This window comes from Pseudomonas antarctica (assembly GCF_001647715.1).
GTDB lineage: Bacteria > Pseudomonadota > Gammaproteobacteria > Pseudomonadales > Pseudomonadaceae > Aquipseudomonas > Aquipseudomonas antarctica_A.
The window spans coordinates 1,047,177-1,072,887 of record NZ_CP015600.1 but is presented as its reverse complement, the minus strand read 5'-3'; the positions used below and the strand labels follow the sequence as shown (position 1 = coordinate 1,072,887).

The 25,711-nt window shown below is 59.3% G+C and carries 33 protein-coding genes and 1 riboswitch; of the genes, 13 read left to right on the top strand and 20 right to left on the bottom strand.

Going from position 1 to position 25,711, the window contains the following annotated elements; genetic code table 11:
• Positions 1-27 precede the first annotated feature (27 nt).
• On the top strand, positions 28-1,026 hold the full coding sequence (locus tag A7J50_RS04645) for a class I SAM-dependent methyltransferase (protein ID WP_064450742.1): 999 nt from the start codon (positions 28-30) through the stop codon (positions 1,024-1,026).
• A gap of 51 nt (positions 1,027-1,077) precedes the next feature.
• Positions 1,078-1,197: riboswitch (yybP-ykoY riboswitch) on the top strand.
• A gap of 89 nt (positions 1,198-1,286) precedes the next feature.
• Complete coding sequence (locus tag A7J50_RS04640; RefSeq protein ID WP_053254447.1) at positions 1,287-1,871, top strand: TMEM165/GDT1 family protein; 585 nt, start codon at positions 1,287-1,289, stop codon at positions 1,869-1,871.
• A gap of 126 nt (positions 1,872-1,997) precedes the next feature.
• Here the strand turns inward: A7J50_RS04640 and A7J50_RS04635 are convergent, their stop codons facing one another.
• The 4 genes from A7J50_RS04635 to A7J50_RS04620 form a co-directional block, all read right to left on the bottom strand.
• Positions 1,998-2,816, bottom strand: a complete 819-nt coding sequence (locus A7J50_RS04635) for a M48 family metallopeptidase (RefSeq protein WP_064450741.1) — start codon at positions 2,814-2,816, stop codon at positions 1,998-2,000.
• 190 nt (positions 2,817-3,006) lie between these two features.
• Positions 3,007-3,627 carry an SOS response-associated peptidase gene (locus tag A7J50_RS04630; RefSeq protein ID WP_064450740.1) on the bottom strand — a complete coding sequence of 207 codons (621 nt, stop codon included), beginning with the start codon at positions 3,625-3,627 and terminating at the stop codon, positions 3,007-3,009.
• 36 nt (positions 3,628-3,663) lie between these two features.
• Positions 3,664-3,924, bottom strand: a complete 261-nt coding sequence (locus A7J50_RS04625) for a putative signal transducing protein (protein ID WP_064450739.1) — start codon at positions 3,922-3,924, stop codon at positions 3,664-3,666.
• Positions 3,925-3,935: 11 nt separating this feature from the next.
• Positions 3,936-4,115, bottom strand: coding sequence for a CPXCG motif-containing cysteine-rich protein (locus A7J50_RS04620; RefSeq protein WP_053254444.1), 180 nt, complete (start codon positions 4,113-4,115; stop codon positions 3,936-3,938).
• A 131-nt stretch (positions 4,116-4,246) separates the two neighbouring features.
• Between A7J50_RS04620 and A7J50_RS04615 the strand changes: the two genes are divergently transcribed.
• Positions 4,247-5,410, top strand: a complete 1,164-nt coding sequence (locus A7J50_RS04615) for a 1-acyl-sn-glycerol-3-phosphate acyltransferase (RefSeq protein WP_208604450.1) — start codon at positions 4,247-4,249, stop codon at positions 5,408-5,410.
• 122 nt (positions 5,411-5,532) lie between these two features.
• On the opposite strand, the gene A7J50_RS04610 is transcribed toward A7J50_RS04615, so the two are convergent.
• The gene (locus A7J50_RS04610; RefSeq protein ID WP_064450737.1) at positions 5,533-5,790 is read right to left on the bottom strand and encodes a hypothetical protein; all 258 of its coding nucleotides are present in this window, start codon (positions 5,788-5,790) and stop codon (positions 5,533-5,535) included.
• A 181-nt stretch (positions 5,791-5,971) separates the two neighbouring features.
• Here A7J50_RS04610 and A7J50_RS04605 point away from each other — a divergent pair, with 181 nt between their 5' ends.
• Positions 5,972-6,181 (top strand): hypothetical protein, encoded by a 210-nt coding sequence (locus A7J50_RS04605; RefSeq protein WP_053254441.1) that lies wholly within the window; start codon positions 5,972-5,974, stop codon positions 6,179-6,181.
• A 67-nt stretch (positions 6,182-6,248) separates the two neighbouring features.
• Here A7J50_RS04605 and A7J50_RS04600 read toward each other — a convergent pair whose 3' ends face one another.
• Entirely contained in the window at positions 6,249-6,833 is a 585-nt protein-coding gene (locus A7J50_RS04600; protein ID WP_064450736.1) for a YajG family lipoprotein, read from the bottom strand.
• Positions 6,834-7,015: 182 nt separating this feature from the next.
• Here A7J50_RS04600 and A7J50_RS04595 point away from each other — a divergent pair, with 182 nt between their 5' ends.
• Positions 7,016-7,249 carry a hypothetical protein gene (locus A7J50_RS04595; RefSeq protein ID WP_064450735.1) on the top strand — a complete coding sequence of 78 codons (234 nt, stop codon included), beginning with the start codon at positions 7,016-7,018 and terminating at the stop codon, positions 7,247-7,249.
• 725 nt (positions 7,250-7,974) lie between these two features.
• Positions 7,975-9,483, top strand: coding sequence for a malate dehydrogenase (quinone) (gene mqo, locus A7J50_RS04590; protein ID WP_064450734.1), 1,509 nt, complete (start codon positions 7,975-7,977; stop codon positions 9,481-9,483).
• Positions 9,484-9,552: 69 nt separating this feature from the next.
• Here the strand turns inward: mqo and A7J50_RS04585 are convergent, their stop codons facing one another.
• The 4 genes from A7J50_RS04585 to A7J50_RS04570 form a co-directional block, all read right to left on the bottom strand.
• Positions 9,553-9,840, bottom strand: coding sequence for a PA4642 family protein (locus A7J50_RS04585; RefSeq protein ID WP_064450733.1), 288 nt, complete (start codon positions 9,838-9,840; stop codon positions 9,553-9,555).
• A 208-nt stretch (positions 9,841-10,048) separates the two neighbouring features.
• Complete coding sequence (locus tag A7J50_RS04580; protein WP_064450732.1) at positions 10,049-10,534, bottom strand: hypothetical protein; 486 nt, start codon at positions 10,532-10,534, stop codon at positions 10,049-10,051.
• Between the two features lie 35 nt (positions 10,535-10,569).
• Positions 10,570-11,037: a WbuC family cupin fold metalloprotein gene (locus A7J50_RS04575; protein WP_064450731.1), complete on the bottom strand. Its 468-nt coding sequence runs from the start codon at positions 11,035-11,037 to the stop codon at positions 10,570-10,572.
• Positions 11,038-11,040: 3 nt separating this feature from the next.
• Positions 11,041-11,598 (bottom strand): hypoxanthine-guanine phosphoribosyltransferase, encoded by a 558-nt coding sequence (locus A7J50_RS04570; protein ID WP_053254434.1) that lies wholly within the window; start codon positions 11,596-11,598, stop codon positions 11,041-11,043.
• 164 nt (positions 11,599-11,762) lie between these two features.
• Between A7J50_RS04570 and upp the strand changes: the two genes are divergently transcribed.
• Both upp and A7J50_RS04560 read left to right on the top strand, forming a co-directional pair.
• Entirely contained in the window at positions 11,763-12,401 is a 639-nt protein-coding gene (gene upp, locus A7J50_RS04565; RefSeq protein ID WP_017138223.1) for a uracil phosphoribosyltransferase, read from the top strand.
• A gap of 2 nt (positions 12,402-12,403) precedes the next feature.
• Positions 12,404-13,678: a uracil-xanthine permease family protein gene (locus A7J50_RS04560; protein ID WP_064450730.1), complete on the top strand. Its 1,275-nt coding sequence runs from the start codon at positions 12,404-12,406 to the stop codon at positions 13,676-13,678.
• 124 nt (positions 13,679-13,802) lie between these two features.
• On the opposite strand, the gene hisC is transcribed toward A7J50_RS04560, so the two are convergent.
• The 10 genes from hisC to A7J50_RS04510 all read right to left on the bottom strand — a co-directional run bounded on the left by hisC (position 13,803) and on the right by A7J50_RS04510 (position 22,038).
• The gene (hisC, locus tag A7J50_RS04555; RefSeq protein ID WP_064450729.1) at positions 13,803-14,855 is read right to left on the bottom strand and encodes a histidinol-phosphate transaminase; all 1,053 of its coding nucleotides are present in this window, start codon (positions 14,853-14,855) and stop codon (positions 13,803-13,805) included.
• Between the two features lie 3 nt (positions 14,856-14,858).
• Positions 14,859-16,178, bottom strand: a complete 1,320-nt coding sequence (hisD, locus tag A7J50_RS04550) for a histidinol dehydrogenase (protein ID WP_064450728.1) — start codon at positions 16,176-16,178, stop codon at positions 14,859-14,861.
• 375 nt (positions 16,179-16,553) lie between these two features.
• Positions 16,554-17,189: an ATP phosphoribosyltransferase gene (hisG, locus tag A7J50_RS04545; protein WP_003188599.1), complete on the bottom strand. Its 636-nt coding sequence runs from the start codon at positions 17,187-17,189 to the stop codon at positions 16,554-16,556.
• Between the two features lie 168 nt (positions 17,190-17,357).
• Complete coding sequence (murA, locus tag A7J50_RS04540) at positions 17,358-18,623, bottom strand: UDP-N-acetylglucosamine 1-carboxyvinyltransferase (protein WP_053254430.1); 1,266 nt, start codon at positions 18,621-18,623, stop codon at positions 17,358-17,360.
• Positions 18,624-18,646: 23 nt separating this feature from the next.
• Complete coding sequence (locus tag A7J50_RS04535) at positions 18,647-18,886, bottom strand: BolA family protein (protein ID WP_008434291.1); 240 nt, start codon at positions 18,884-18,886, stop codon at positions 18,647-18,649.
• Between the two features lie 114 nt (positions 18,887-19,000).
• Entirely contained in the window at positions 19,001-19,306 is a 306-nt protein-coding gene (locus A7J50_RS04530) for an STAS domain-containing protein (RefSeq protein ID WP_064450727.1), read from the bottom strand.
• On the bottom strand, positions 19,303-19,953 hold the full coding sequence (locus A7J50_RS04525; RefSeq protein ID WP_064450726.1) for an MlaC/ttg2D family ABC transporter substrate-binding protein: 651 nt from the start codon (positions 19,951-19,953) through the stop codon (positions 19,303-19,305). Before A7J50_RS04525 ends, A7J50_RS04530 begins: the two co-directional genes overlap by 4 nt.
• An 11-nt stretch (positions 19,954-19,964) precedes the next feature.
• Complete coding sequence (gene mlaD, locus A7J50_RS04520) at positions 19,965-20,432, bottom strand: outer membrane lipid asymmetry maintenance protein MlaD (RefSeq protein ID WP_005784855.1); 468 nt, start codon at positions 20,430-20,432, stop codon at positions 19,965-19,967.
• A complete protein-coding gene (mlaE, locus tag A7J50_RS04515) occupies positions 20,432-21,229 on the bottom strand; it encodes a lipid asymmetry maintenance ABC transporter permease subunit MlaE (RefSeq protein ID WP_053254427.1) in 798 nt (265 codons plus the stop codon). Before mlaE ends, mlaD begins: the two co-directional genes overlap by 1 nt.
• A complete protein-coding gene (locus A7J50_RS04510; RefSeq protein ID WP_064450725.1) occupies positions 21,229-22,038 on the bottom strand; it encodes an ATP-binding cassette domain-containing protein in 810 nt (269 codons plus the stop codon). The genes mlaE and A7J50_RS04510 overlap by 1 nt, the downstream gene beginning before the upstream one ends.
• Positions 22,039-22,336: 298 nt before the next feature.
• Here A7J50_RS04510 and A7J50_RS04505 point away from each other — a divergent pair, with 298 nt between their 5' ends.
• The 5 genes from A7J50_RS04505 to lptB are packed head-to-tail and all read left to right on the top strand — an operon-like array spanning position 22,337 to position 25,704.
• On the top strand, positions 22,337-23,311 hold the full coding sequence (locus tag A7J50_RS04505; protein ID WP_053254425.1) for a KpsF/GutQ family sugar-phosphate isomerase: 975 nt from the start codon (positions 22,337-22,339) through the stop codon (positions 23,309-23,311).
• Positions 23,312-23,836, top strand: coding sequence for a KdsC family phosphatase (locus A7J50_RS04500; protein WP_064450724.1), 525 nt, complete (start codon positions 23,312-23,314; stop codon positions 23,834-23,836).
• A gap of 8 nt (positions 23,837-23,844) precedes the next feature.
• Positions 23,845-24,417 (top strand): LPS export ABC transporter periplasmic protein LptC, encoded by a 573-nt coding sequence (gene lptC, locus A7J50_RS04495; protein ID WP_064450723.1) that lies wholly within the window; start codon positions 23,845-23,847, stop codon positions 24,415-24,417.
• The gene (gene lptA / locus A7J50_RS04490) at positions 24,404-24,979 is read left to right on the top strand and encodes a lipopolysaccharide transport periplasmic protein LptA (protein WP_064450722.1); all 576 of its coding nucleotides are present in this window, start codon (positions 24,404-24,406) and stop codon (positions 24,977-24,979) included. The genes lptC and lptA overlap by 14 nt, the downstream gene beginning before the upstream one ends.
• Positions 24,979-25,704 (top strand): LPS export ABC transporter ATP-binding protein, encoded by a 726-nt coding sequence (lptB, locus tag A7J50_RS04485; protein ID WP_053254421.1) that lies wholly within the window; start codon positions 24,979-24,981, stop codon positions 25,702-25,704. Before lptA ends, lptB begins: the two co-directional genes overlap by 1 nt.
• The last annotated feature ends 7 nt before the right edge of the window (positions 25,705-25,711 follow it).

The following is a 25,711-nucleotide window of genomic DNA, read 5'->3' as shown; positions in this document are numbered from 1 at the left end:
ACTGCGCCCCTTTTCAAGGAGCAGACCATGGATCCGCGCAGTGAAGTACTGCTTCGTCAGGCCGAACTTTTTCAAGGCAACCTGCTGCTGGTAGGGTTGCCCGCCGACGATTTGCTCGGCCGCCTGCCCAATGCTCACGGCTGGTGCTGGCATGCCGGTGACCAGGCCGCGCTCGACGCACGCTTCCCCGAGCGCAGCCTGTTCGGCGTGAACGTGCCCGAGCGCGCGTTTGATGCGGCGGTGATTTTCCTGCCCAAGTCCAAGGACCTCACCGACTACCTGCTCAACGCCGTGGCCGCGCGCCTGCCCGGCGCCGAGCTGTTTCTGGTCGGGGAGAAAAAAGGCGGTATCGAAAGCGCCGCCAAACAGATGACCCCTTTCGGCAAGCCACGCAAGCTCGATAACGCGCGGCATTGCCAGCTGTGGCAAGTCACCGTGGCCAACGCGCCCCAAGCGGTCGAGCTGGAAAGCCTGGCACAGGTGTTCGAGGTGCCACTGGCCGAGGGGCCGCTCAAGGTGGTGAGCCTGCCGGGCGTGTTCAGCCACGGTCGCCTGGATCGCGGCACCGAACTGTTGCTCGAGCATTTGGACAAACTGCCCAGCGGGCATTTGCTGGACTTCGGTTGCGGCGCGGGCGTGCTGGGGGCGGCGGTCAAACGTCGCTACCCGCACAACACCGTGACGATGCTGGACGTGGATGCATTCGCCGCTGCCAGCAGTCGCCTGACCCTGGCGGCCAATAGCCTGGAAGCCGAGGTGCTGACCGGTGACGGCATCGACGCCGCGCCGATGGGTTTGAACGCGATTTTGAGCAACCCACCGTTCCATGTCGGGGTGCACACGGATTATTTCGCCACCGAAAATCTGCTGCGAAAAGCCGCGAAACACCTGGCAAAAGGCGGCGAACTTCGCCTGGTGGCCAACAGCTTCCTCAAGTACCAACCGTTGATCGAAGAGCACTTGGGCATCTGTGCGATCAAGGCCGAGGGCAATGGTTTCCGCATCTACCGTGCCAAACGCGGCTGATGGCTTTTTGAAAAAGAAGGCTTGCCGAATGGGTTTTGCCTAGGCAGAATCCGCTCCGTCCTAGGGGAGTAGTCTCCCACGAGCGCCACGCTCGTCCGGCATACGTCAACATACTTGGTCAGCAGACCATGGCGTATGCGACCCAGGAGTCCGCACAGACGGACCGGGGTTTGACAAGACCTATGACACGCACACCTTACCCGGGGCGGGAAGGCTGTACGTGTCATAGCCGTGTCGACCCGCCCCTGGAAACCTACCTGATGCTGGATTCATTACTCGTTCCTACCGCAATCGTTGCCTTGGCCGAAATCGGCGACAAGACGCAGCTGCTCGCACTCATCCTGGCCGCACGCTTTCGCAAACCCTGGCCGATCATCGCCGGCATTGTCGCCGCGACCCTGGCCAACCATGCGGCCGCCGGTGCCGTGGGGGCCTGGTTCGGCAGTTTCTTCTCGGATGCGGTGTTGCACTGGATTCTCGCGGCGAGTTTCTGTGCCACCGCGCTGTGGACCCTGGTGCCGGACAAACTCGACGATGACGAAGCCAGTACCACACGCAAGTTCGGGCCGTTCCTGACCACGCTGATTGCGTTCTTCCTTGCGGAAATCGGTGACAAGACGCAGATCGCCACGGTGATGCTGGCGGCGCAGTATCCGGAGTTGTGGCTGGTGATTATCGGCACCACCCTGGGCATGCTGATTGCGAACGTGCCGGTGGTCTTGGCGGGGAATTTTGCGGCGGAGAAACTGCCGCTGACGTTGATTCGTCGACTGGCGGCTACGGCGTTTTTCGTCCTGGCGGTGGTGGCGGTTTACAAGGCCATGCAAAGCAGCGGCTGGTTGTAAACCCAATCAAATGTGGGAGCGGGCTTGCTCGCGAAGGCGGCGGTCCAGTCAAAGATTTACCGACTGATACTGCGCATTCGCGAGCAAGCCCGCTCCCACATTTAGATCTTCACAAGCCTTGAAATATCAGGTTTTTTTGGCCTGTTGATAGAGCGGCATCACCTTCGGAATCGCCGCCTGCAACGAAGCGATCCGACTGTCGGAAGCCGGGTGCGTGCTCATGAACTCCGGTGGCGCGCCTTCCGAAGCCTTGGCCATCTTGTTCCACAACGTGATGGCCGCGTTTGGGTTGTAGCCAGCCCGGGCCGAAAGCTCCAGCCCGATCAGGTCCGCTTCGTTTTCGTTGGCGCGGCTGTTCGGCAAGGTCATGCCGTAGTTTGCAACCGTATCGGCTAAAGCCAGGCTGTCCTGGCCCAACCCGAACAAGGCACCAGCGCCCTGCTTGGCCATTTGGATGCCGTAGGCCTTGGACATGGCTTCACGCCCGTGTTCGCGCAACGCGTGGGCGATTTCATGGCCCATCACCGCAGCCAACTCGTCATCGGTAAGCTTGAGGTTGTCGATCAACGCGCTGTACACAAAAATCTTGCCGCCAGGCCCGCAGTTGGCGTTCATCTCATCGCTTTTGATCAGGTTCACTTCCCACTTCCACTGCGCCGCATCCGGGCGGAAGGTCGGTGCCTGGGCGATCAGACGATTGGCAATCGCCTGCACGCGCTTGGCGTTGGCGCTGGTTTTGTCCAGCATGCCTTTACCACTCGCCTCCCCCAGCGTCTGCTGATAGGACTGGGCGTACATCTGGTCGACTTCCTGGCTCGATAGCATGCTGAACATGTACTGCTTGCGCTCTACCCCGACGGCACCGCCGTTGGTGGTGTTTACCGACTGGCAACCAGCCAGCAGCATCGCTGCACTGAGTACGCTTACCGCCAATGACTTCTTCATCAACACTCTCCCTGGAAACCTGGCGCGTATCGTAGGCGGTCGTGTGTATCTGCGCCAGATACACAAGACGTGTAACCACCAACTTTCAGATACATCCCACACGCCTACAGCGGAGGCGGGTCATCCCGTTCAAGGTTTAGCGGTTTGCGGTGGTGTTGAGGCCGGTGAATCCAACCTGCAACCACAAGGCTTAAGCCGGCGTCAGGCACTCGGGCCCATTCAACTTCGGGTCATTCACCATGTTGGCCAGGACCCGCTCGCGCAATGCGACGGGCTCGCAGGCCAGCAAGCCTTGCAACACATGCAAGGGGGTCTCTGGATTCAACCAGGCCTCCTGCCCCGCCGCGTCGAGAATCAACGGCCGCCGCTGACTCTGCGCGGCCTGGGTGACCACTGCCGTGCTCAGCCACACCTGCTCCTGCACCGGATACGCCTCCCAGATGGCCGCAAAAAACAGCGTCGAGCCTTCACCCGGCGTCAGCCAGTAAGGACGCTTGCGTTGGGTGCCACGCCATTCGTAAAAACCATTGGCCGGCAGCAGGCAACGGCGCTGGCGAAAGGCTTCGCGAAACATCGGTTGCTCCGCCAGGGTTTCGGCGCGGGCATGGGCCGGAGTGCGGGAAAGGTCGGTCAGCCACGGCGGCGTGAGCCCCCAGCGGGCACGCGCAAGGGTGCGCTGGCCTTCGCTCTGGCGCTGGATCAGCACCGAATCATTCGGGGAGATATTCCACTGGGCCTTTTGATCCGAGGGGAATCCCGGTAAGGCAGCGAAGGCAGGGTTCCAGCGAAACAGGGCATAACGTCCACACATGGGGTAACACGACTCTTGGGTAAACCGACCGACAGCCTAACAGACCAATACGTCGGGGAAGCTGTCGGGTTCATCGCCGGGCAAGGGCTGCGCACCGATGTAAGCGGTAATCAGCTCGCGGGCGTAGGCGGCCTGGTCGTTATCTACTTCCAGACCCAGCAGGCCGAAAATCGGCAGTTCGCCGGTACCGCCGAGCAAATGGCGCCCCACCAGGTGCGCCTCGATGCCCTCGCTGGCGAGCATTTGTTGCAGCAGCTCGCCTTCCATCAGGTTTTCCGGCTCATAAATTCGCTGCATGGGCGTACCTGTTATTCGTTTTCGCTGCGCACGTTCAGCATCCACTCGTCACCGTGTACCTGGAGCTCGAACGTAATCGGCCGGCAGCACACAGGGCAGTCTTCTATATATTCCTGATCGCCCGCCGACAGGTCCAGCAACGCTGTGACCACCTCTCCACAATAAGGACATTCGTACGACTCCTCTTCCATCGCGGTCTCCCAGGTGACTTGTGCGTATAATCGCCGGTCTATTTACAGGGCTATTCACGGCAGAGCCAATATTGCGGCCGCACCCTGATATTTCCTTTACTAACACTAGCCGTTTCTAACAAGAGAGCATGATGGGCGAATTCGATACCATCCGACCTTACAACGACAGCGAAGTCCCGGCAGTGCTGGCACGTCTGTTCAGTGACAAGGCCTTTCTGGACATCCTGACCCACTTCCGCTTCCCGCGCTTTGCCGGCGCCCTGGGCTGGCTGCTCAAGCCGATGATCGCCCGCAAGCTGCGCCGTGAATTCGCCGGCGTCACCACCGTGGCCACGCTGCAGGACAAAGTCGAGTATTACGTCGATCACACCATTGATCGCGCGACCGACGGCGTAACCTACACCGGCGTCGAGCAACTCAAGTCGGGCACCGCTTATCTGTTTTTGGCCAACCACCGCGATATCGTGATGGACCCGGCCTTCGTCAACTATGCCGTGTACCACGCCGGCCTGCCAACGCCACGCATCGCCATCGGCGACAACCTGCTGCAAAAGCCGTTTGTCAGCGACCTGATGCGCCTGAACAAGAGTTTTATCGTGCACCGCTCGATCACCGGGCGAAAGGAAAAGATGGCGGCCTACCAACTGCTGTCGGCCTACATCAACCATTCGATCCGCAACGACTGCCAGTCGATCTGGATCGCCCAGGCCGAAGGCCGTGCCAAGGATGGGGATGATCGCACCGAGTCAGCGATCCTCAAGATGTTCCATGTCAGCCGCAAAGACGAGCCGTTTGCCGAGGTGATCCAGTCGTTGAACCTGACGCCGGTGTCCATCAGCTATGAATACGACCCGTGTGACAGCGCCAAGGCGCGCGAGCTGTATATCCGCGCCACCACCGGCACCTACAGCAAGGCGCCGGGCGAAGACGACGTAAGCATTGCCCTCGGTATCACCGGCTACAAGGGTCGCGTGCACGTGAACTTTGCACCGCCTATCACCGAACGTTTTGAAGACACCAAGCTGCTGGCCGTGGAGATGGACCGGCAGATTCTTGGGGGTTATCGCTTGTTCCCGGTGCATTACCTGGCGTACGCACAGTGGAGCGATGCCGACCCGCAATTGCAGGTGCCAACCGCGGCCGAGGTATTCCCGGCCGATGAATTGGCGAAGGCGAAAGCGGAGTGGGAGCGACGCTTGAATGAATGCCCGGCTGAACACCGGCCGTTTCTGGTGGTGCAATATGCAACGCCGGTGCGCAACCAGTATCGGGTAAAGGCCGGTATTCCCCTGTAAACACCGAATCAAGAATGTGGGAGCCGGTTTGCTTGCGAATGCGCTGATTCAGTCAACGATGTATCGACTGACACGCCGCTTTCGCGGGCAAGCCCGCTCCCACATTTGGTTGTGCGGTGTTCTTAGAGGTGGGTGCTGAGCCAGGAAATGGCCAGCGCCAGCCCAAGGCAGGCGAACCCGACACGGTAGGCCAGACGATGCGCCCGTTCGGTGCGCACATCCAGAAACAACATCGGCAGGTCGATCGCGCGGTCTTCGCTTTTCGCGGTCAGGTCGGCCAGGGCGCGCTGCTCACGCAAGCGGGTAATGAACAGCAGCGCTGCACCCGGGCAGGCCACCAATAAAGCCACAGCATTGATCAGTAGTGCGGGCAGCGCCATCGCAAACCTCGGTCGACCAGTATCTTGGTATCTATTCAGATACAAACCTGAACGATAGTGGCCTCCTGCCCGAGTAATGCTCCGTCCCCATGTACCAGTAATGTATCCAGTAATTTACAGCGTCACCTGAACGTCACCTTAACAAGCCACTCTGTTGCCCTTCGACGCTTAGGAGCTTGTCATGCTGCATGCGCAAAACCAGGATCGGCTGTACCTGATCGCCCCAAACGAAGAGCAAGAAGCCCTGGTCGGCGGCTTGGCATTCAACGTCCAGGATCGCCACTGGCTGGTGTATTGCGCCCTCGGCGGGCACCAGCACGCCGACCTGCCGGAACTGGATCTGCTGACTGGCGTAAGTGTGTTGGACTTTTATGTCGAAACGGCTGCATAAAAGCGACAGGCGTAAAAAAACCGGGCTCATCGCTGAGCCCGGTTTTTTGTGAGGCGCTTGTCGGCGGTTACTGCGCGCTGAGCAATTGGCCGATGCTTGGGTCTTTAAACAAACGCGTCAGCGCGTCGCTCAACACGTCGCTGACCAGCTTGGTGTTGGTTTCCTGGTTCGGCGACATACCGAAGCGCTGATTCAGGGAAGCGCCGTAGCGGCCACTGTAGCGACGCGTACCGGCACTGACATCAGATTTGAACGTCGCGCCGATGGAGGCTTCCGTCACATACAGGCCTTCTTTAGGCGACTGGTATTTCAGCTCCGCCAAGGTAATGGTCAGTTGAGGAGCGCCCGGCGAGTTGGCCGGGGTGAAACCCAGCAGGCGCACGGCGGCTTCGGCCTGGGCTTGCAGCTTGGGCAGCACGTCCTGGCCGGTTACCGAAATAAGCGCAGTCTCAGGGTACAGGCCGCCACGGGAGCCCAGGGTTGGCGACGGACGACCATCCACTACACGCACCGACACCGGTTGGCCATGGCCTACAGGGGCCAGCTGCGCAGTGACTTTAGGTTGCGGGCTGAGTTGTTGCGGGCTGTTGGCGCAGCCAACCAGGGTCAAACTGGTCACAGTGATCAAACCGAACAGCAGGCGTTGCAACATACTCATTTCTCCAGGACTAGGTGCAAACAGACCGCCAGTATAACGGTGCACGCAGGTCACCCACCAGCCATCCTGAACGGCAGCTGAAGGCTTGCCGAAATTACAATTTCACATAAATTCGTCACTCCACTGTCATGGCACACTGGCAACCTTCGAGCATGTAACGTAACAGGTACAAAGCCATGCGCCTTCTCAAGTCATTGTTCATGTCACACCCCCGTCATCGCCACTATGCCCTGCTCGATGCCCACGGGCATTGCCTGGCGTTCAAGCAGTGCAGCCTGCCGCCTGTTGGCGAAGGTTGGGTGGAAGTGTCGGAGACGCATCTGGGCTGGATGCACCGCCCGCTACCGACAAGTGCCCGGGTCAGCCCACACGTTATGCACGCGCAACCCCAGCATGCGTTGGCCTCCTGACCGAGACACTAATAAAAGTCATAAAACACGCCCATTTCCTTGGCGTTCTTCGCTACAATCTCCCCCCGATTATAAGGACGTCTCCTGATCGGGCCTCGCAGCATCGTTAATGCCTCGGTATTAACCCCCAAATCGCCCACAGAGAGCCGCCCACACAGATCGAGTGAAGCTGGCGCGCTTGCTGTTTTCTTTGCAAACCACCCCTCTTTGCCGAATCTGCCAGAGCTGCCATTGCGCTCGGCCACTTGAGTTGTTTGCCCGTTTTGCCGCCTGTCGGCAGAGGTTTGCGGGCCAGGTGCCAGGCTGGGGCAGCCCTTTTTTGAGGTTCACGTCTTCAAAAGAGCGTGAAAAAACGGGTTTTCACAACTTCACAAGAGTGTGGCGAGCAAATGAATAGTTTGGCGTTTGTACAAGCACCATCAGCGTCTGGAACAGCCCAACCACACAGGACCGAGCACTCCTCAAACACCGGAGCTTGAGCCTGTCCGCTACGGATTGGTTGCACAAATCGCACGCTTTGACCATAAGTCGAATTGCCACAGGCGCCCATGAATGCGTTCATAGGCAGATTAGCCCGGCAGGAAGCGTGTGCTGAAGATGCAAAGAATTGCGAATCGGACATGGCGATCCTGGCCATGGGTAACCTGGGGCAACACGTGAACCGCCCCGTCACTCCTGGCAGCCATGCCGTCAATTTGGTGCTGCAGATTTTGGAGACGCGTTAAATGGCGCATAACGAAGCAGTCGACGTAGTACTGGTAGGGGCCGGCATCATGAGTGCCACCCTGGCCGTATTGCTCAAAGAGCTCGACCCCGGCCTCAAGCTGGAAGTCGTTGAGCTGATGGATTCGGGTGCCGCGGAGAGTTCCAACCCGTGGAACAACGCCGGTACCGGCCACGCTGGTCTGTGCGAGCTGAACTACACGCCGCAGGCAACCGACGGCTCTATCGATATCAAGAAAGCCGTGCACATCAACACCCAGTTCGAGGTGTCGAAGCAGTTCTGGGCGTACCTGACCAAAAAGGGCACCTTTGGCTCGTCCAAATCCTTTATCAGCCCAGTGCCGCACCTGAGCTTCGTGCAGGGTGAAAAAGGCGTTTCCTTCCTCAAGAAGCGCTTTGAAACCCTCAGCCAGCACCACGCGTTCTCGGACATGCACTACACCGAAGATCGCAATGAGATGGCCGAGTGGATGCCTTTGATGATGCCGGGCCGCCCACTCGACGAAAAAATCGCTGCCACCCGCGTCATGAATGGCACCGACGTCAACTTCGGCGCCCTGACCAACCAGTTGCTCAGCCACCTGAGCAGCTCGGCCGACGCCCAGGTCAAGTACAGCAAGCGCGTTACCGGCCTCAAGCGTAATGGCGCGGGCTGGACCGTCAGCATCAAGGACGTCAACAGCGGCAACAGCCGTGAAGTGGACGCCAAGTTCGTGTTCCTCGGCGCCGGTGGCGCGGCCCTGCCGCTGCTGCAAGCCTCTGGCATCGAAGAAAGCAAAGGCTTCGGTGGTTTCCCGGTCAGCGGTCAGTGGCTACGTTGCGACAACCCGGAAGTGGTCAAGCACCACCAGGCCAAGGTCTACAGCCAGGCCGCCGTGGGTTCGCCGCCAATGTCCGTGCCGCACCTGGACACCCGCGTGGTCGATGGCAAGAAATCCCTGCTGTTCGGACCCTACGCCGGTTTCACCACCAAGTTCCTCAAGCACGGCTCGTTCCTTGACCTGCCACTGTCGGTTCGCGCCGGCAACATCGGCCCGATGCTGGCCGTGGCCCGCGATAACATGGACCTGACCAAGTACCTGGTCAGCGAAGTCATGCAGTCCATGGAGCAACGCCTGGAATCCTTGCGCCGCTTCTACCCTGAGGCAAAAGCCGAAGACTGGCGCCTGGAAGTGGCCGGCCAACGGGTACAGATCATCAAGAAAGACCCGAAAAAAGGCGGCGTGCTGCAATTCGGCACCGAGCTGGTGGCGGCCAAAGACGGCTCGCTGGCAGCCCTGCTGGGCGCGTCCCCGGGCGCTTCGGTGACGGTGTCGATCATGCTCGAACTGATCGAGCGCTGCTTCCCGGCCAAGACTGCTGGTGAGTGGGCCGCCAAGCTGCACGAGATCTTCCCGGCCCGGGAAAAAGTGCTGGAGACGGATGCCGAGCTGTATCGCAAGATCAACACGCAGAACAACATCAGCCTGGAACTGGTTGAGCAAAGCAATGAGGCCGAAAGCTACGCTTGAGGCTTTAACGCAATAAAAAACGCCCCGCTCTGTGCATGAGAACGGGGCGTTTTTTTATGTCTCGGATAATCAGCCGCGAGCGTTTTCGATCAGCTCGATGTACTCGGCGGCGTTACGCTGATCCTTGATCAGGTCAACGAAGGTCTGGCCATGCTCATCCTTGCCGTCGAGGTCCAGGCCTGCTTCCTTGAAAAAGCCCAGGAACCGCGCAAAGTCATCGATACGCAGGCCACGGTAGGCCTTGATCAGTTTGTGCAGGGACGGTGAAGTCGCATCGACCGGTTCGAAGTCCAGGAACAACTTGATCTGGTCGTCGCCGATCTCGTCACCAATCACCTGTTTCTTATCTTTACGCATTACCGACTCCAGCCTGCAGACATTACACGGGAGAGGAAGTCTACCTGCCAGACACCCCCTTCGAAAACAACCAAGCACACCTGTGGGAACTGGCTTGCCTGCGATAGTGTTGCATCAGTGACAGTTGGGCCAACTGGCTCACCGCTATCGCAGGCAAGCCAGCTCCCACATTGATTGCATTCACATGACTGAACGCGTGTCGGCTGAATCATTTAGCGCGAACAGCGCCGGTGTGCAGGTCCGCCCAGATATGCCCGTTGGCGTAACTGAGGAACTGCACGTACACCGTGTCATTGCGCAGCAAGTCGACAATCACCCGGTACTGCGCCATCGGGTATGACAACGTCAGGGTTTTGCTGGTGTTATCGAACACTGGCTTTTTCAGGCTTTTGCTTTCGGCGTCAAAATTGAGCACCACCTGGCTGATGGTCGCGCCTTTGTTCAGGGACTTGCCCTTGAGGCGAATCATCAACGGCGAGGTCACCGGGATGGGCTGCTGCGTGGATTGCCGCTGGTTACCCACCACCACCGCGTACTCGGTGACTTGCAGCAGTTGCTGCTGGTCGGGGGTGTTGGCGCGCAGGGTAAGGTCATCCGGCGGCAGGAATTGGCTGTGCATCGGCGCGGGCGCCGCCGCCAGGGGCAGGCTGAGGGTCAACGCCAGGGCGGCGCAGGTGCGTATCAACAGGCTCATGGGCCGCTCCGTGAGAGATGGCCGAGCACTGTAGCTCAATCGAACTGGGCAAGCATCCAGCGTTGATACACGGCGACGCCGGCATCGCCTTCGCGCGGGGCCCAGTCAGCCGCCTCGCCCTCGCCCAGCGCTCGATACGGCCCGGCCTTGCATTCGAACATCACCGTATCGGGCTCCAGCACCACCAAGCCATGAAAGACGCCCGGTGGCAGGTCGACACCCGCACATTCGCCACCCGCCTGCATCACGCGCTTGGCGATCACCTCGCCGGTATCACTGAACACCAACAGGCCCAGGCTGCCCTTGAGCACCAGCAGGGTTTCCGCCTTGTCCGCGCTCAAGTGCCGATGAGGCGGCACATACGTCTCAGGTTGCAAGCCGACGGCCAGGCGATGACACGGCTCTTCCATCTGATGGAAGTTGTGGTGGTGCCGACCACGGGGGCTGGCGGCCGCTTTCTCGGCCAATTCGGTGAACAGCGTCTGATCAAGAAAGCGGACCACGGATTACATCCCTTTAACGGCGAAGATCCCATTGGCGTTACGCCAGTAGCCTTTGTAGTCCATGCCGTAACCGAAAATGTAGCGGTCGATGCACGGCAGGCCGACGTAATCGGCTTTCAGGTCCGGACGGGCCTTACGGTCGTGGTCTTTGTCGATCAGCACGGCGGTGTGCACTTTGCGTGCGCCGGCGTGTTTGCAGAAGTCGATGATTGCGCCCAGGGTGTGACCTTCATCGAGGATGTCGTCGATGATCAGCACGTCGCGATCAATGAACGAGACTTCCGGCTTGGCTTTCCAGAACAGGTCGCCGCCGGTGGTTTCGTTGCGATAACGGGTAGCGTGCAGGTAGGAAGCTTCCAACGGGAATTGCAGGTGGGTGAGCAATTTGCCGGCGAAGATCAGGCCGCCGTTCATCACACAGAACACCACCGGGTTGGTCTCGGCCATTTCGCGGGTGATGTGTGCGCCAACCTTGGCGATCGCTTCTTCGACTTGCGCTTCGGTGTACAGGCAGTCAGCCTCGCGCATGATTTGACGGATATGCTCGAGATCAGCGGACATGGCGCTCTCCAAGGGGGTGCTGTGGCAAGAAAAGCGGGCAAAGGTACGCATGTGAGGCGCAACGATCAAGCCTTAATGGACTAACGTACTAGATGTCTATAGGACAACACCCTCGGATAGATTAATCTAGGCCGGTTTTTTTGCCCGCCGCCGGAGCCTTTCCCATGCCCACTCGCGAGATCCGCCACCCGCTGATCCGACACAAACTCGGCCTTATGCGCCGCGCCGACATTAGCACGAAGAACTTCCGTGAGCTTGCTCAGGAAGTCGGAGCGCTGCTCACTTACGAAGCTACCAAAGATTTGCCTCTGGAAACCTACGAGATCCCCGGTTGGGCCGGTCCCGTCCAGGTCGAGAAAATCGCTGGTAAGAAAATCACCGTGGTGCCGATCCTGCGCGCCGGTATCGGCATGCTCGAAGGCGTACTCAGCCTGATCCCGGGCGCCAAAGTCAGCGCCGTCGGCGTGGCGCGTAATGAAGAAACCTTGCAGGCCCACACCTACCTGGAAAAACTCGTACCGGAAATCAACGAGCGCCTGGCGATGATCATCGACCCGATGCTCGCCACCGGCAGTTCCATGGTTGCCACCATCGACTTGCTGAAAAAAGCCGGTTGCAAGGACATCCGCGCCATGGTGCTGGTCGCCGCCCCCGAAGGCATCGCCGCCGTCGAGAAGGCCCACCCGGACGTGCAGATTTATACCGCGTCCATTGATGAGCGCCTGAACGAACACGGCTACATCATCCCAGGCCTGGGCGATGCCGGTGACAAGATCTTCGGCACCAAGCAGAAGGACGCTTGAGCATGCAGGATGAATTCAACGACCCGCTTTGGCGCCAGATCCTGTCTGGCGCACAAATGCTCTTCGTAGCATTTGGCGCGCTGGTGTTGATGCCGCTGATCACAGGTCTTGATCCAAACGTTGCACTGTTTACCGCCGGCCTTGGCACCTTGCTGTTTCAGGTAGTCACAGGGCGGCAGGTGCCCGTGTTCCTGGCGTCGAGCTTTGCGTTCATCACCCCGATCATTCTCGCCAAAGGCCAGTTCGGCCTCGCGGCGACCATGGGCGGCGTGATGGCGGCTGGTTTCGTTTATACGTTCCTGGGGCTGGCCGTGAAGGTCAAAGGCACCGGTTTTATCGACCGCCTGCTACCGCCCGTGGTGATCGGCCCGGTGATTATTTCCATCGGCCTGGCCATGGCGCCGATTGCCGCCAATATGGCGATGGGTAAAGCCGGTGATGGCAGTGAGCTGATCCATTACCAGACAGCGATGCTGATTTCGATGCCGGCGCTGCTCACCACCTTGATCGTGGCGGTATTCGGCAAAGGCATTTTCCGCCTGGTGCCGATCATCTCCGGTGTGCTGGTAGGTTTTGCCATGGCCTTCTACTTTGGCGTGGTCGACACGGCGAAAATCGCTGCTGCGCCGTGGTTCGCCCTGCCCCACTTCACCGCGCCGGAGTTCAACTGGCAGGCGATCCTGTTTATCGTCCCGGTGGCCCTGGCGCCGGCGATCGAACATATCGGTGGTGTGATTGCAGTGGGCAGCGTGACCGGTCGCGACTACCTGAAGAAGCCCGGCCTGCATCGCACCTTGCTCGGTGACGGCATTGCCACCACGGCTGCCGGGCTGTTTGGCGGCCCGCCGAACACCACGTACGCCGAAGTGACCGGCGCAGTGATGCTGACCAAGAACTACAACCCGAAAATCATGACCTGGGCGGCGGTGTTTGCCATCAGCCTGGCATTTATCGGCAAGTTCGGCGCACTGCTGCAGAGCATTCCAATACCGGTAATGGGCGGGATTCTGTGCCTGCTGTTCGGCTCGATTGCCGCGGTAGGCATGAACACGCTGATCCGCCACAAGATCGACCTTGGGGAAGCGCGCAATCTGGTGATTGTGTCGGTGACCCTGGTGTTCGGGATTGGCGGTGTGCTGGTCGGCACCGGCACCGGTCCGGATGATTTCGGCCTCAAGGGCATTGCCCTGTGTGCGGTGGTAGCCATTGCACTGAACCTGCTGCTGCCGGGCAATGATGGCTGGAAGAACAAGAAGCCGGATGAGCCGTTGCTGTAACCAACGCCGCAAAAACAATGTGGGAGGGGGCTTGCTCCCGATGACGGTAAATCAGTCAATTAGATGTCGACTGACACTCCGCCATCGGGAGCAAGCCCCCTCCCACATTTGCTTTCAGCGGATGTTAAAGCTCGCCAAGGCCATCAATCAGCGCCTGGTTCTGCTCCGGCGTACCGATGCTGATCCGCAGGAACTGGGCAATCCGCTCCTGCTTGAAGTGCCGCACAATCACGCCCTGCTCACGCAACTTCGCGGCCAAACCAGCGGCGTCGTGCCGTGAGTGGCGAGCAAAGATGAAATTGGCCGCCGACGGCAACACTTCAAAGCCTTTGGCTTGCAGTTGCGCGACCACCTGGTTACGGCTCTCGATCACCTGCTGGCAGGTCTTCTCGAAGTATTCACGGTCCTCGAATGCCGCCGCCGCACCAACAATCGCCAGCCGATCCAACGGATAGGAGTTGAAGCTGTTCTTGACCCGCTCCAGCGCCTCGATCAGGTCCGGGTGGCCCACCGCCAGGCCCACGCGCAAACCGGCCAGTGAGCGCGATTTGGACAGGGTCTGGGTCACCAGCAGGTTCGGATAGCGATCCACCAGGCTGATGGCCGTTTCGCCACCGAAGTCGATATAGGCCTCATCGACCACCACCACCGAATCCGGGCTGGCCTTGAGGATCTGTTCCACCGCATCCAGTGCCAGCACGCAGCCAGTCGGCGCGTTCGGGTTGGGGAAGATGATCCCGCCGTTAGGCCTGGCGTAGTCGGCAACACGAATCTGGAACTGCTCATCCAACGGGATCGGGTCAGACTTGATGCCATAAAGACCGCAGTAAACCGGATAAAAGCTGTAGCTGATATCCGGAAACAGCAGCGGCAGGTCGTGCTGGAACAGACCGTGGAAAATGTGCGCCAGGACTTCGTCGGAACCGTTACCGAGGAACACCTTGCCGGCATCAATCCCGTAATACTTGGCCACCGCCTGCTTGAGCAGGTCGCTGTTGGGGTCCGGGTACAGGCGCAAGTTGTCGTTCAACTCGGCCTGCATGGCTGCCAACGCCTTGGGGGACGGGCCGTACGGGTTTTCATTGGTATTGAGCTTGACCAGCTTGGTCAGCTTCGGCTGCTCGCCAGGTACGTAAGGCACGAGGTCCTTGACGAAAGGGCTCCAGAATTTGCTCATGTCTTAGTTCCCTTCTTCAAGGATGCGGTATTCGGCGCTGCGGGCGTGAGCGCTGAGGGATTCACCACGGGCCAGCACCGAGGCGGTCTTGCCCAGCTCGGATGCACCTTGTGGCGAGCAGAAGATGATCGACGAGCGCTTCTGGAAGTCATAGACCCCCAGCGGCGACGAGAAGCGCGCAGTGCCGGAAGTCGGCAGCACGTGGTTCGGGCCTGCACAGTAGTCGCCCAGGGCTTCGCTGGTGTGGCGCCCCATGAAGATCGCACCGGCGTGGCGAATCGACGGCAGCCAGGCTTGTGGGTCAGCCACGGACAACTCCAAGTGCTCCGGCGCAATGCGGTTGGCCACTTCGATGGCCTGCTCCATGTCACGCACCAGGATCAGCGCGCCACGCCCATTGATCGACTTCTCGATGATCTCGGCGCGTTCCATGGTCGGCAGCAGCTTGTTGATGCTGGCGGCGACCTTGTCGAGGAACTCGGCGTCGGGGCTGACCAGGATCGCCTGGGCGTCTTCATCGTGCTCGGCCTGAGAAAACAGGTCCATGGCGATCCAGTCCGGGTCGGTCTGGCCGTCACACACCACCAGGATTTCCGAGGGGCCTGCGATCATGTCGATACCGACCTGGCCAAATACGTGGCGCTTGGCGGTGGCCACGTAGATGTTGCCGGGACCGACCACTTTGTCGACCTTCGGCACGCTTTCGGTACCGTAGGCCAGCGCCGCAACGGCTTGAGCACCACCGATGGTGAACACGCGGTCAACGCCGGCGATGCAGGCTGCCGCCAGTACCAGCTCGTTGATTTCACCGCGCGGGGTCGGCACGACCATGACCACTTCGGTCACGCCCGCCACTTTGGCCGGGATTGCGTTCATCAGTACCGACGACGGGTACGAGGCTTTACCGCCCGGCACGTACAGGCCGGCGCGGTCCAGAGGCGTGACCTTTTGGCCCAGCACGGTGCCATCGGCCTCGGTGTAGCTCCAGGAATCCTGCTTCTGTTTTTCGTGGTAACTGCGCACCCGCGCCGCCGCGACTTCCAATGCTTCGCGCTGAGGCACAGTGATACGCGTCAGGGCCAGCTCGAGGCGTTCGCGGGGCAGGATCAGGTCCGACATCGACGCGACGTCGAGGCCGTCGAACTGGCGAGTGAAGTCCACCAGCGCCGCATCACCGCGCTCGCGCACGGCCTTGATGATGTCGAGCACTCGCACGTTGACCGAGTCGTCGGACACGCTTTCCCAGCTCAGCAGATGATCCAGATGATAGGCGAAATCCGGGTCGGCAGCGTTGAGTCGGGCAATTGCAGTGGACGTGGTCATAGCGAGGGCCTCATAGGATTGGCAAAAACTCAGGCGCCCGAAGGTGCGCTGACGTTCAATAACGAAGCGCGTTGGTACTGTGGTTGTGCCAGGCAAGGCGCGGGCGCTGGTAAGGGTTGTTTCCTTACCAAGTCCCGCAACGCAGCATGGCGCAACCACAGTGCCAACCCGCAGGGCCTTACCTCAAAAGGCTGACTGCTACGCGTCGCTAATTATTGAAAAAGAATCTTCTACTAACATAAGTTGCCTTTTGGGGTAAGGCGCGATTCGTTATTGAACGTCAGCGCGCCTTCCCAGCAGTCGATCCGCTTGGGCACCTGAGAATTCTGGCTATGAGGCGGATAGACGGGCGCGACCCAAGGCCGCGCAGGTGAGTCAACCGCGGTGTCGAGACTCCACTGCCTTGCGCAGGGTGTCGATCAACGCCTGGATACGGGCGTGTTGCATTTTCATCGAAGCTTTGTTGACGATCAGGCGAGAGCTGATGTCGGCAATGAAATCCTGAGGCTCAAGACCGTTGGCACGCAGCGTGTTGCCGGTGTCGACCACGTCGATAATCTTGTCGGCCAGGCCGATCAGCGGCGCCAGCTCCATCGAGCCGTAGAGCTTGATGATGTCGACCTGACGGCCTTGTTCTGCGTAGTAGCGCTTGGCGACGTTGACGAACTTGGTCGCCACGCGCAGGCGGCCCTTGGGCTCGACGTCACCGACACGGCCGGCGGTCATCAGCTTGCACAGGGCAATACGCAGGTCCAGCGGCTCGTAAAGGCCCTGGCCGCCGTATTCCATCAGCACGTCTTTGCCGGCGACGCCGAGGTCGGCCGCGCCATGTTCAACGTAGGTCGGCACGTCGGTAGCCCGCACGATCAGCAGGCGAACGTCGTCCTGGGTCGTGGGGATGATCAGCTTGCGGCTCTTGTCCGGATTCTCGGTCGGCACGATGCCGGCTTCAGCCAGAAGCGGCAAAGTGTCGTCAAGGATGCGGCCCTTGGACAGTGCGATGGTCAACATGGGAAACGTCAGTCCTTCATCAGGCTATTGCTGTCCGGTCGCAAACGGCGCCAGACACAGATCGAGGCCATTACAGCCTCGATTTGAAACAAATTCGGCCGGGATGCGCAAGCGTTAATGCGCGTACACACCCCGGGCGGGCGCTTCCCTGCGCCCGTGCAGCGGGAACTAGCCCGGTACGCGGCGGATCTTGGCGCCGAGCATCTGCAGCTTTTCTTCGATGCACTCGTAACCACGGTCTATGTGGTAGATGCGGTCGATGAGGGTGTCGCCGTCAGCGCACAACGCCGAGATCACCAGGCTGGCGGAAGCACGCAGGTCGGTCGCCATGACTGGCGCACCCTTGAGCTTCTCGATGCCAGTGACGATGGCGGTGTTGCCTTCGACCTGGATCTTGGCGCCCATGCGATGCAGTTCATACACGTGCATGAAGCGGTTTTCGAAGATGGTCTCGATCACGGCACCGGTGCCTTCGGCAATCGCGTTCAAGGAAATGAACTGCGCCTGCATGTCGGTCGGGAACGCCGGGTACGGAGCGGTACGCACGTTGACCGCTTTGGGCCGCTTGCCGTGCATGTTCAGCTCGATCCAGTCTTCGCCGGTGGTGATTTCTGCTCCGGCCTCACGCAGCTTTTCCAGGACCGCTTCCAGGATGGTCGGATCAGTGTCCTTGACCTTGACGCGACCACCGGTAACGGCAGCGGCAACCAGGTAGGTACCGGTCTCGATGCGATCAGGCATCACTTTGTAGGTGGCCGGATGCAGGCGTTTAACACCGTCGATGGTGATGGTGTCGGTGCCGGCGCCAGTGATGTTGGCACCCATGGCGATCAGGAAGTTGGCCAGGTCGACCACTTCCGGCTCGCGCGCGGCGTTTTGCAGCACGCTGCGGCCGTTGGCCAGGGCTGCCGCCATCATGATGTTCTCGGTACCGGTCACACTGACGGTATCAAAGAAGAAGTTGGCACCGCGCAGGCCGCCTTCCGGCGCCTTGGCCTTGATGTAGCCGCCTTCAACGTCGATGGTTGCACCCATGGCCTCAAGGCCACGAATGTGCAGGTCGACCGGACGCGAACCGATGGCGCAACCGCCAGGCAGTGCCACTTCAGCTTCACCGAAGCGCGCAACCATCGGGCCCAGTACCAGGATCGACGCACGCATGGTTTTCACCAATTCGTACGGAGCGATCAGGGTTTTGATGGTGCGCGGGTCGATTTCGACGCTGAGTTTCTCGTCAATCACAGGCTCAATGCCCATGCGACCGAACAGCTCGATCATGGTGGTGATGTCGTGCAGGTGCGGCAGGTTGGCCACAGTCACCGGGCCGTCGCACAGCAGGGTTGCTGCCAAAATCGGCAAGGCGGAGTTTTTCGCACCGGAAATGCGGATCTCGCCGTCAAGGCGGGCACCGCCGGTAATAATCAATTTATCCATAAGAATCTCGACGCCTTGGGGGCTCAGGTGCGCTCGGCCCAGGCCGCGCGGCTGAAAAATTTCATAGTGACCGCGTGAATGCTGCCATCGGTGATCCACGGGTTTAAATGGGCATAGATCTGCTGTTGACGCTTGACCGGGCTCAGTGCCGCCAGTTCATCGCTAATCACGTTCAGCTGGAAATTGCAGCCTTCGCCTTCAACTTCTACGTTCGTTTCCGGCAGCTTTCCTTCAAGGAAGCTTTTAACTTCTAGGGCCTGCATGCTCAACCTCTATCGGCGCCCAGTGCGCACGGGTCGCACATCATACAAAAAAGCCCCGCGCCTGCGAACCCCGCATAGCAGGACTCTGACGGGGGGCTTCTTTAATAATGTGTATTAAGGATGCGCCAACAGCTCGGTCAGACCGGAAACCTGCGCAATTTCACGCATGTCGTCGGGCAAGGCACGAATGCTGACCGGCTTCCTGGCCGCTTCGGCATCACGAATGAAACACAGCAACAACGACAGGCCGACGCTGCTGGACTTGGTCACCGCCGAGCAATCAAGCACCAGCGCAGGCGCCGCACTGGACTTGATCAGCGCCTGACCCTGCTTGCGCAGGTCAGGCCCGGAGCGGTAATCCAGCACGCCACTGAGGAACAACTCGCCGGCGTCGCCAAGACGAACAGCCGACTCGGTCATTGCGCAGGCTTCCCGGCAGCTTGTTTGTCGGTTTCTTCTTTAGCCTTGGCGACTTCACCGGCCCAACCATTGATGGTCTTGTCCAGGTTGTTGCCATTGCGCTGCATGGCGTCGGCGAACTGATCGCGGAACAGCTTGCCGATGTTGATACCGTTGATGATCACGTTACGCAGCTTCCACTCGCCGTTGACCTTCTCCAGCGTGTACTGCACAGGGTAGATGGCGCCGTTGTTGCCTTTGACGCTCATGTTAACGCTGGTGCGATCACCCGACTCATCCCCGGCTGGGGCGACGGTAATACCTTGATTGTTGTACTCCAGCAGGGCGTTGCCATAAAACTGGAACAGGCCCTTCTTGAAGTTTTCCTGGAATGTCTGCATTTGCGCAGGGGTAGCCTTGCGCGAATACTTGACCGTCATGATGCTGCGGGAAATGCCTTCGGCATCGACCACCGGACCAACAATGGTATTCAGCGCATCGTAAAACTTGGTCGGGTCTTGCTTGTACTGCTCTTTGTTGGCAGTCAGGTCAGCCAACATCTTGTTGGTCGTGTCCTGCACCAGATCGTGCGCAGAACCCGCCGCGTTGGCCATCAGCGGCAGCGCTGCAAGCAGCACCAGCAGGCCACGTCGCAAGGTAGAGATCATGAACAGATTCCTCATTTGGCGTCTTTATTGACCGTATTGAGCAGGAATTTACCGATCAGGTCTTCAAGCACCAACGACGACTGTGTGTCGTGGATTGTCGAACCATCCTTGAGCAGGGCTGTTTCCCCGCCCACGCTGACACCGATGTACTTCTCGCCCAGCAGACCCGCAGTGAGAATAGATGCAGTCGAGTCAGTCGGCAGATTATCTACCTTCTTGTCGACTTGCATGGTCACTCGGCCGGTGAAGCTGTCGCGATCCAGATCGATTGCCGTGACCTTGCCGATGGTTACACCGGCCATGGTCACTTTAGCTCTGACAGTCAAACCGGCAATATTATCGAAGTACGCGTAAAGTTTATAAGTGTCGGCGGTGGGGCTGGCCGAAAGACCGCTGACTCGCAGGGCCAGTAACAGTAAAGCCAGGATGCCAGCCAGCAAGAAAAGGCCGACACCGATTTCCACAGTGCGGTTTTGCATCAGAAATCTCCAAACATCAAGGCGGTCAAAATGAAGTCAAGGCCCAGTACCGCCAGCGAGGCGTACACAACGGTCTTGGTGGTGGCGCGACTGATCCCTTCTGAAGTGGGCTCACAGTCATAGCCTTGGAATACGGCGATCCAGGTCACTACAAAGGCGAAGACGATGCTCTTTATGATGCCGTTGAGCACGTCGCCGCTGAAGGTCACGCTGTTTTGCATGTTGCCCCAGTAAGAGCCGTCATAGACGCCCAACCAGTCAACCGCCACCCACGAACCGCCCCAGATGCCCACCACGCTGAAAATCATCGCCAGCAGTGGCAGGGAAATGAAGCCGGCCCACAGGCGCGGGGCAACAATGTACTTGAGCGGGTCCACGCCGATCATTTCCAGGCTGGACAACTGCTCGGTGGACTTCATGTTGCCGATTTCGGCAGTCAACGCGGAACCCGCGCGACCGGCAAACAGCAAGGCGGTGACCACCGGGCCCAGTTCGCGCAACAGCGTCAGGGCGACCATCTGCCCCACAGCTTGCTCCGAACCGTAGCTGGAGAGGATATTGAACCCCTGCAGTGCCAGCACCATGCCGATGAAAATCCCGGAAACCACGATGATCACCAGGGACATCACGCCTACTGAGTGCAGTTGCTTTAGCAGCAGGCCAAAGCCGCCACCAATGCCGCCGCGACCGAGCAACGCATGAAACAGGAAAATCGTCGAACGCCCCAGCACCTCGACCAAGTCGATACCGGAGCGACCGAAAAGGCGAACCTTCTCGATTAAAGATGTCTTGCGCATCAGCGCTTCCCCAGAAGATCTGAGCGGTAGTCCGCTGCCGGAAAATGAAAAGGCACCGGGCCATCGGGATCGCCGGTCATGAATTGGCGAATGCGCGGGTTGTCAGCGTTCATCAGTTCTTCAGGCGTGCCCTGCCCCAGCACCTGACCATCGCCGACTACATAAAGGTAGTCGGCGATGCTCGCGGTTTCGGCCAAGTCGTGCGATACCACGATACTGGTAATCCCCAACGCATCGTTGAGCAGGCGAATCAGGCGCACCAGCACGCCCATGGCGATCGGGTCCTGGCCCACGAAAGGCTCGTCATACATAAGGATCTGCGGATCGAGGGCGATGGCTCGCGCCAGCGCGACACGGCGCTTCATGCCACCGGACAACTCGTCAGGCATCAGGTCGATGGCACCGCGAAGGCCAACGGCCTGCAGTTTCAGCAACACGATGTCACGAATCATCTCTTCGGACAGCTGAGTGTGGACCCGCAGCGGAAACGCCACGTTTTCGAACACGTCGAGGTCGGTGAACAGTGCGCCGCTCTGGAACAGCACCCCCATGTGCTTGCGCGCATCGAACAGATCACTGCGCGACAATGTCGGCAGGTTCTGGCCGTTGACCCACACTTCGCCGGCGCTGGGACGCAATTGCATGCCCATCAGGCGCAACAGTGTGGTCTTGCCGCAACCGGAAGGCCCCATGATGCCCGTGACCTTGCCGCGGGGAATGCGAATATCGACGTTATTGAAGATGCTGCGCGTCCCGCGCTTGAAGGTAAGGCCCTTCAGCTCGACCGCGTAGGCGTTATCGGCACTCATCTAATCTCCTTGGGATGCAGCCTTTCACTCAGACACCATGCTTGCGACTTTCGTTTACAACGAATGCGCAATAATTAGGCAAATTGGCTGGGCGGACCGAACTGGCGGCGAACTATATCACTGCTGGTACAGAGCCCCCAAGGCCGGAACAGCGCTCGTTCAGATTCGGGACAGGGAAAAAACGCTGCTGAGCATGAAACTCAGGCACCTGCCGAATAAAGCCTGACGAACTAACGTGAGGGAATTGATCATTACCGCTATAATCGCCGCCTTTTCGTCAGGCTATACGATTTAAGACATGAGCCAATCCAGCGAGCTTATTCAATCCGCACAACGCACCATCCGCCTCGAGCTTGAAGCCGTAGAAGGTTTATTGGCCCATATCGACGCAGATTTCGTACGTGCATGCGAGATGATTCTGGCCAGCAAGGGCCGCGTTGTCGTGGTCGGCATGGGCAAATCCGGCCACGTCGGCAACAAAATCGCCGCCACCCTGGCAAGTACCGGGACCACGGCTTTTTTTGTGCACCCGGCCGAAGCCAGCCACGGCGACATGGGCATGATCACCAAGGATGACATCATCCTGGCACTGTCTAACTCCGGCACCACCAACGAAATCGTGACCCTGCTGCCGCTGATCAAGCGTCTGGGCATCAAAATGATCAGTCTCACCGGTAATCCGGAGTCAACGCTGGCCAAGGCTGCCGAAGTGAACCTGAATGTTCACGTGGCCCACGAGGCCTGCCCGCTGAACCTGGCGCCGACCTCCTCCACCACAGCCGCGTTGGTCATGGGCGATGCCCTGGCCGTGGCCCTGCTGGAAGCTCGCGGCTTTACCGCTGAGGACTTCGCGTTTTCGCACCCGGGCGGCGCCTTGGGTCGTCGACTGCTGCTTAAAGTGGAAAACGTCATGCATTCAGGCGACGAGTTGCCTCACGTGCAGCGCGGCACCTTGCTGAAGGACGCACTGATGGAAATGACCCGCAAAGGCCTGGGCATGACCGTGATCCTGGAGGCTGACGGGCGTTTGGCCGGGGTATTCACCGACGGTGACCTGCGCCGCACCCTGGACCGCACGATCGATATACACACCGCCACCATTGATGCAGTCATGACGCCACACGGCAAGACTGCACGCCCCGAGATGCTTGCAGCCGAAGCGCTGAAGATCATGGAAGACCACAAGATTGGCGCGCTGGTGGTGGTCAATAGCGACGACCGCCCGATTGGCGCCCTGAACATGCACGACTTGCTGCGTGCGGGAGTGATGTAAATGACCAGCAACCTGTTAGAACGCGGCAAAAACATCAAATTGGCGATTTTCGACGTTGATGGCGTACTGACCGATGGCCGCCTGTACTTTCTCGAAGATGGCAGCGAATTCAAGACCTTCAACACCCTCGACGGCCAGGGCATCAAAATGTTGATGGCTGCCGGTGTGCAAACAGCCATTATCAGTGGTCGAAAAACACCGGTTGTGGAACGCCGCGCACAAAACCTGGGGATTCCTTACCTGTATCAGGGCCGCGAGGATAAACTGGTGGTTCTGGACGAGCTTCTTGGCCAACTCAACCTAAGCTATGAGCAGGTTGCCTATCTGGGCGACGATCTGCCTGACCTGCCGGTCATTCGCCGGGTGGGCCTGGGCATGGCCGTCGCCAATGCGGCGGCGTTTGTTCGCGAACATGCCCATGGCATCACTACCGCACGTGGCGGTGAGGGTGCCGCCCGCGAGTTCTGCGAATTGATCCTGCGTGCCCAAGGCAGTCTTGAAGCGGCCCACGCCGCCTACCTATAGAGCGTTTTATGCTGAGCAAAAAGATTCGCAACTTCCTGCTATTCGGGGTCATCGCCGCGCTGTTCCTGGCGGTGGGCTACTGGAATATCAGCCCGGAGCGCTTTCTCGACAAGCCTGTAGCACAGGTTGACGAAGGCGCTGTCGACTATTACGCGACCAATGCCTACTCCGTGCAATTCCTGCCTGACGGCAAGGTGCAGTATGAGATGACTTCGGACAAGGTCGAGCATTTGAAGGCTTCGGAGGTCAGTTTGCTGACCAACCCGGACATGAACCTTTACCGCGGCACCGAGTTTCCGTGGCACGTCACCAGCAAGCGTGGCGAGGTCAACCCGGACGGTACCCAGGTGGAACTGATCGACTCGGTACGTGTTGCACGTACTGACGAGAAGAAGCGCGACACCATTATTACCAGCAGTCGCATGACCGTTTTCCCACAACAGCAATATGCGCAGACCGAGCAAGACGTTAGAATCGACGGCGCTGGCGGTGTATCGACTGGCAAGGGAATGAAAGCGTATTTGAAAGAAAGCAGGATACACCTGCTATCGAACGTAAGAGGACAGTATGAGGCTCGTTAAAACCCTCCCTATTTTGCTCGGTCTGGGCGCAGCACTGGGAAGCGTGAGCGCCTGGGCTCTGCCGAACGATAGCCAGCAACCGATCCACATCCAGGCTGACGACGCTCAGCTGGATGACAAGCAAGGTGTTGCGACCTACACAGGCGCCGTGATCATCACCCAAGGCTCGATGAAAATCACCGGCAACACGGTGACGCTCACGCGTACGCCGGCTGGCGACATTGATGTGGTGACGTCGGTGGGCAACCTGGCTTACTTCGAACAGAAGCAGGCGGCTACGGACCCGGCTCCGATCAAGGGCTATGGCAAGACCATCCAGTATCACGCCCAGCAGAATCGCATCATCCTGATCGACCAGGCCAGGGTTGTCAGCAGCGATGGCAACACCACCGACGGTGAAAAAATCACCTATGACACGGTGAAGCAGATCGCCCAGGCGGGTCGCGCTACCGGCTCGAAGATCGGCACTCCGAAGCCGCGCATCGACATGGTTATCCAGCCGAAGCAGAAAGAAGGCGCCGCCCAGCCTGCGCCCAAACCCGCTGCGAAGAAGGCGAACTAATGGCAACCCTGAAAGCCCAGCATCTGGCCAAGGCTTATAAAAGCCGTCAGGTCGTACGCGACGTCAGTTTATCGATAGACAGCGGCCAGATCGTTGGCTTGCTCGGCCCCAACGGCGCCGGCAAGACCACGTGCTTCTACATGATTGTTGGCCTGGTCCAGGCGGATCAGGGCCGTGTATTGATCGATGACCTGGACGTCAGCAACCAGCCGATGCACGGTCGTGCGCGCGCAGGTATCGGCTATCTTCCCCAAGAGGCGTCGATCTTCCGCAAACTGTCGGTAGCAGACAACATCATGGCGATCCTGGAGACCCGCAAGGAACTCGACCGTGACGGCCGCCGCAAAGAGCTGGAAAGCCTGCTGCAGGAATTCCACATCAACCACATTCGCGACAACCTTGGCATGAGCTTGTCCGGTGGTGAGCGTCGCCGTGTGGAAATCGCCCGTGCCCTGGCCACTGCGCCGAAATTCATCCTGCTGGATGAACCCTTCGCCGGCGTCGACCCGATCTCGGTCGGCGACATCAAGCAGATCATCCATCATCTCAAGGCCAAGGGTATCGGTGTATTGATCACCGACCACAACGTCCGTGAGACCCTCGATATCTGTGAAACGGCTTATATCGTCAACGATGGTCAGCTGATCGCCGAAGGCGACTCCGCCACCATCCTGGCCAACGAACTGGTCAAGGAAGTATACCTGGGCCACGAGTTCCGCCTGTAAGCACTGT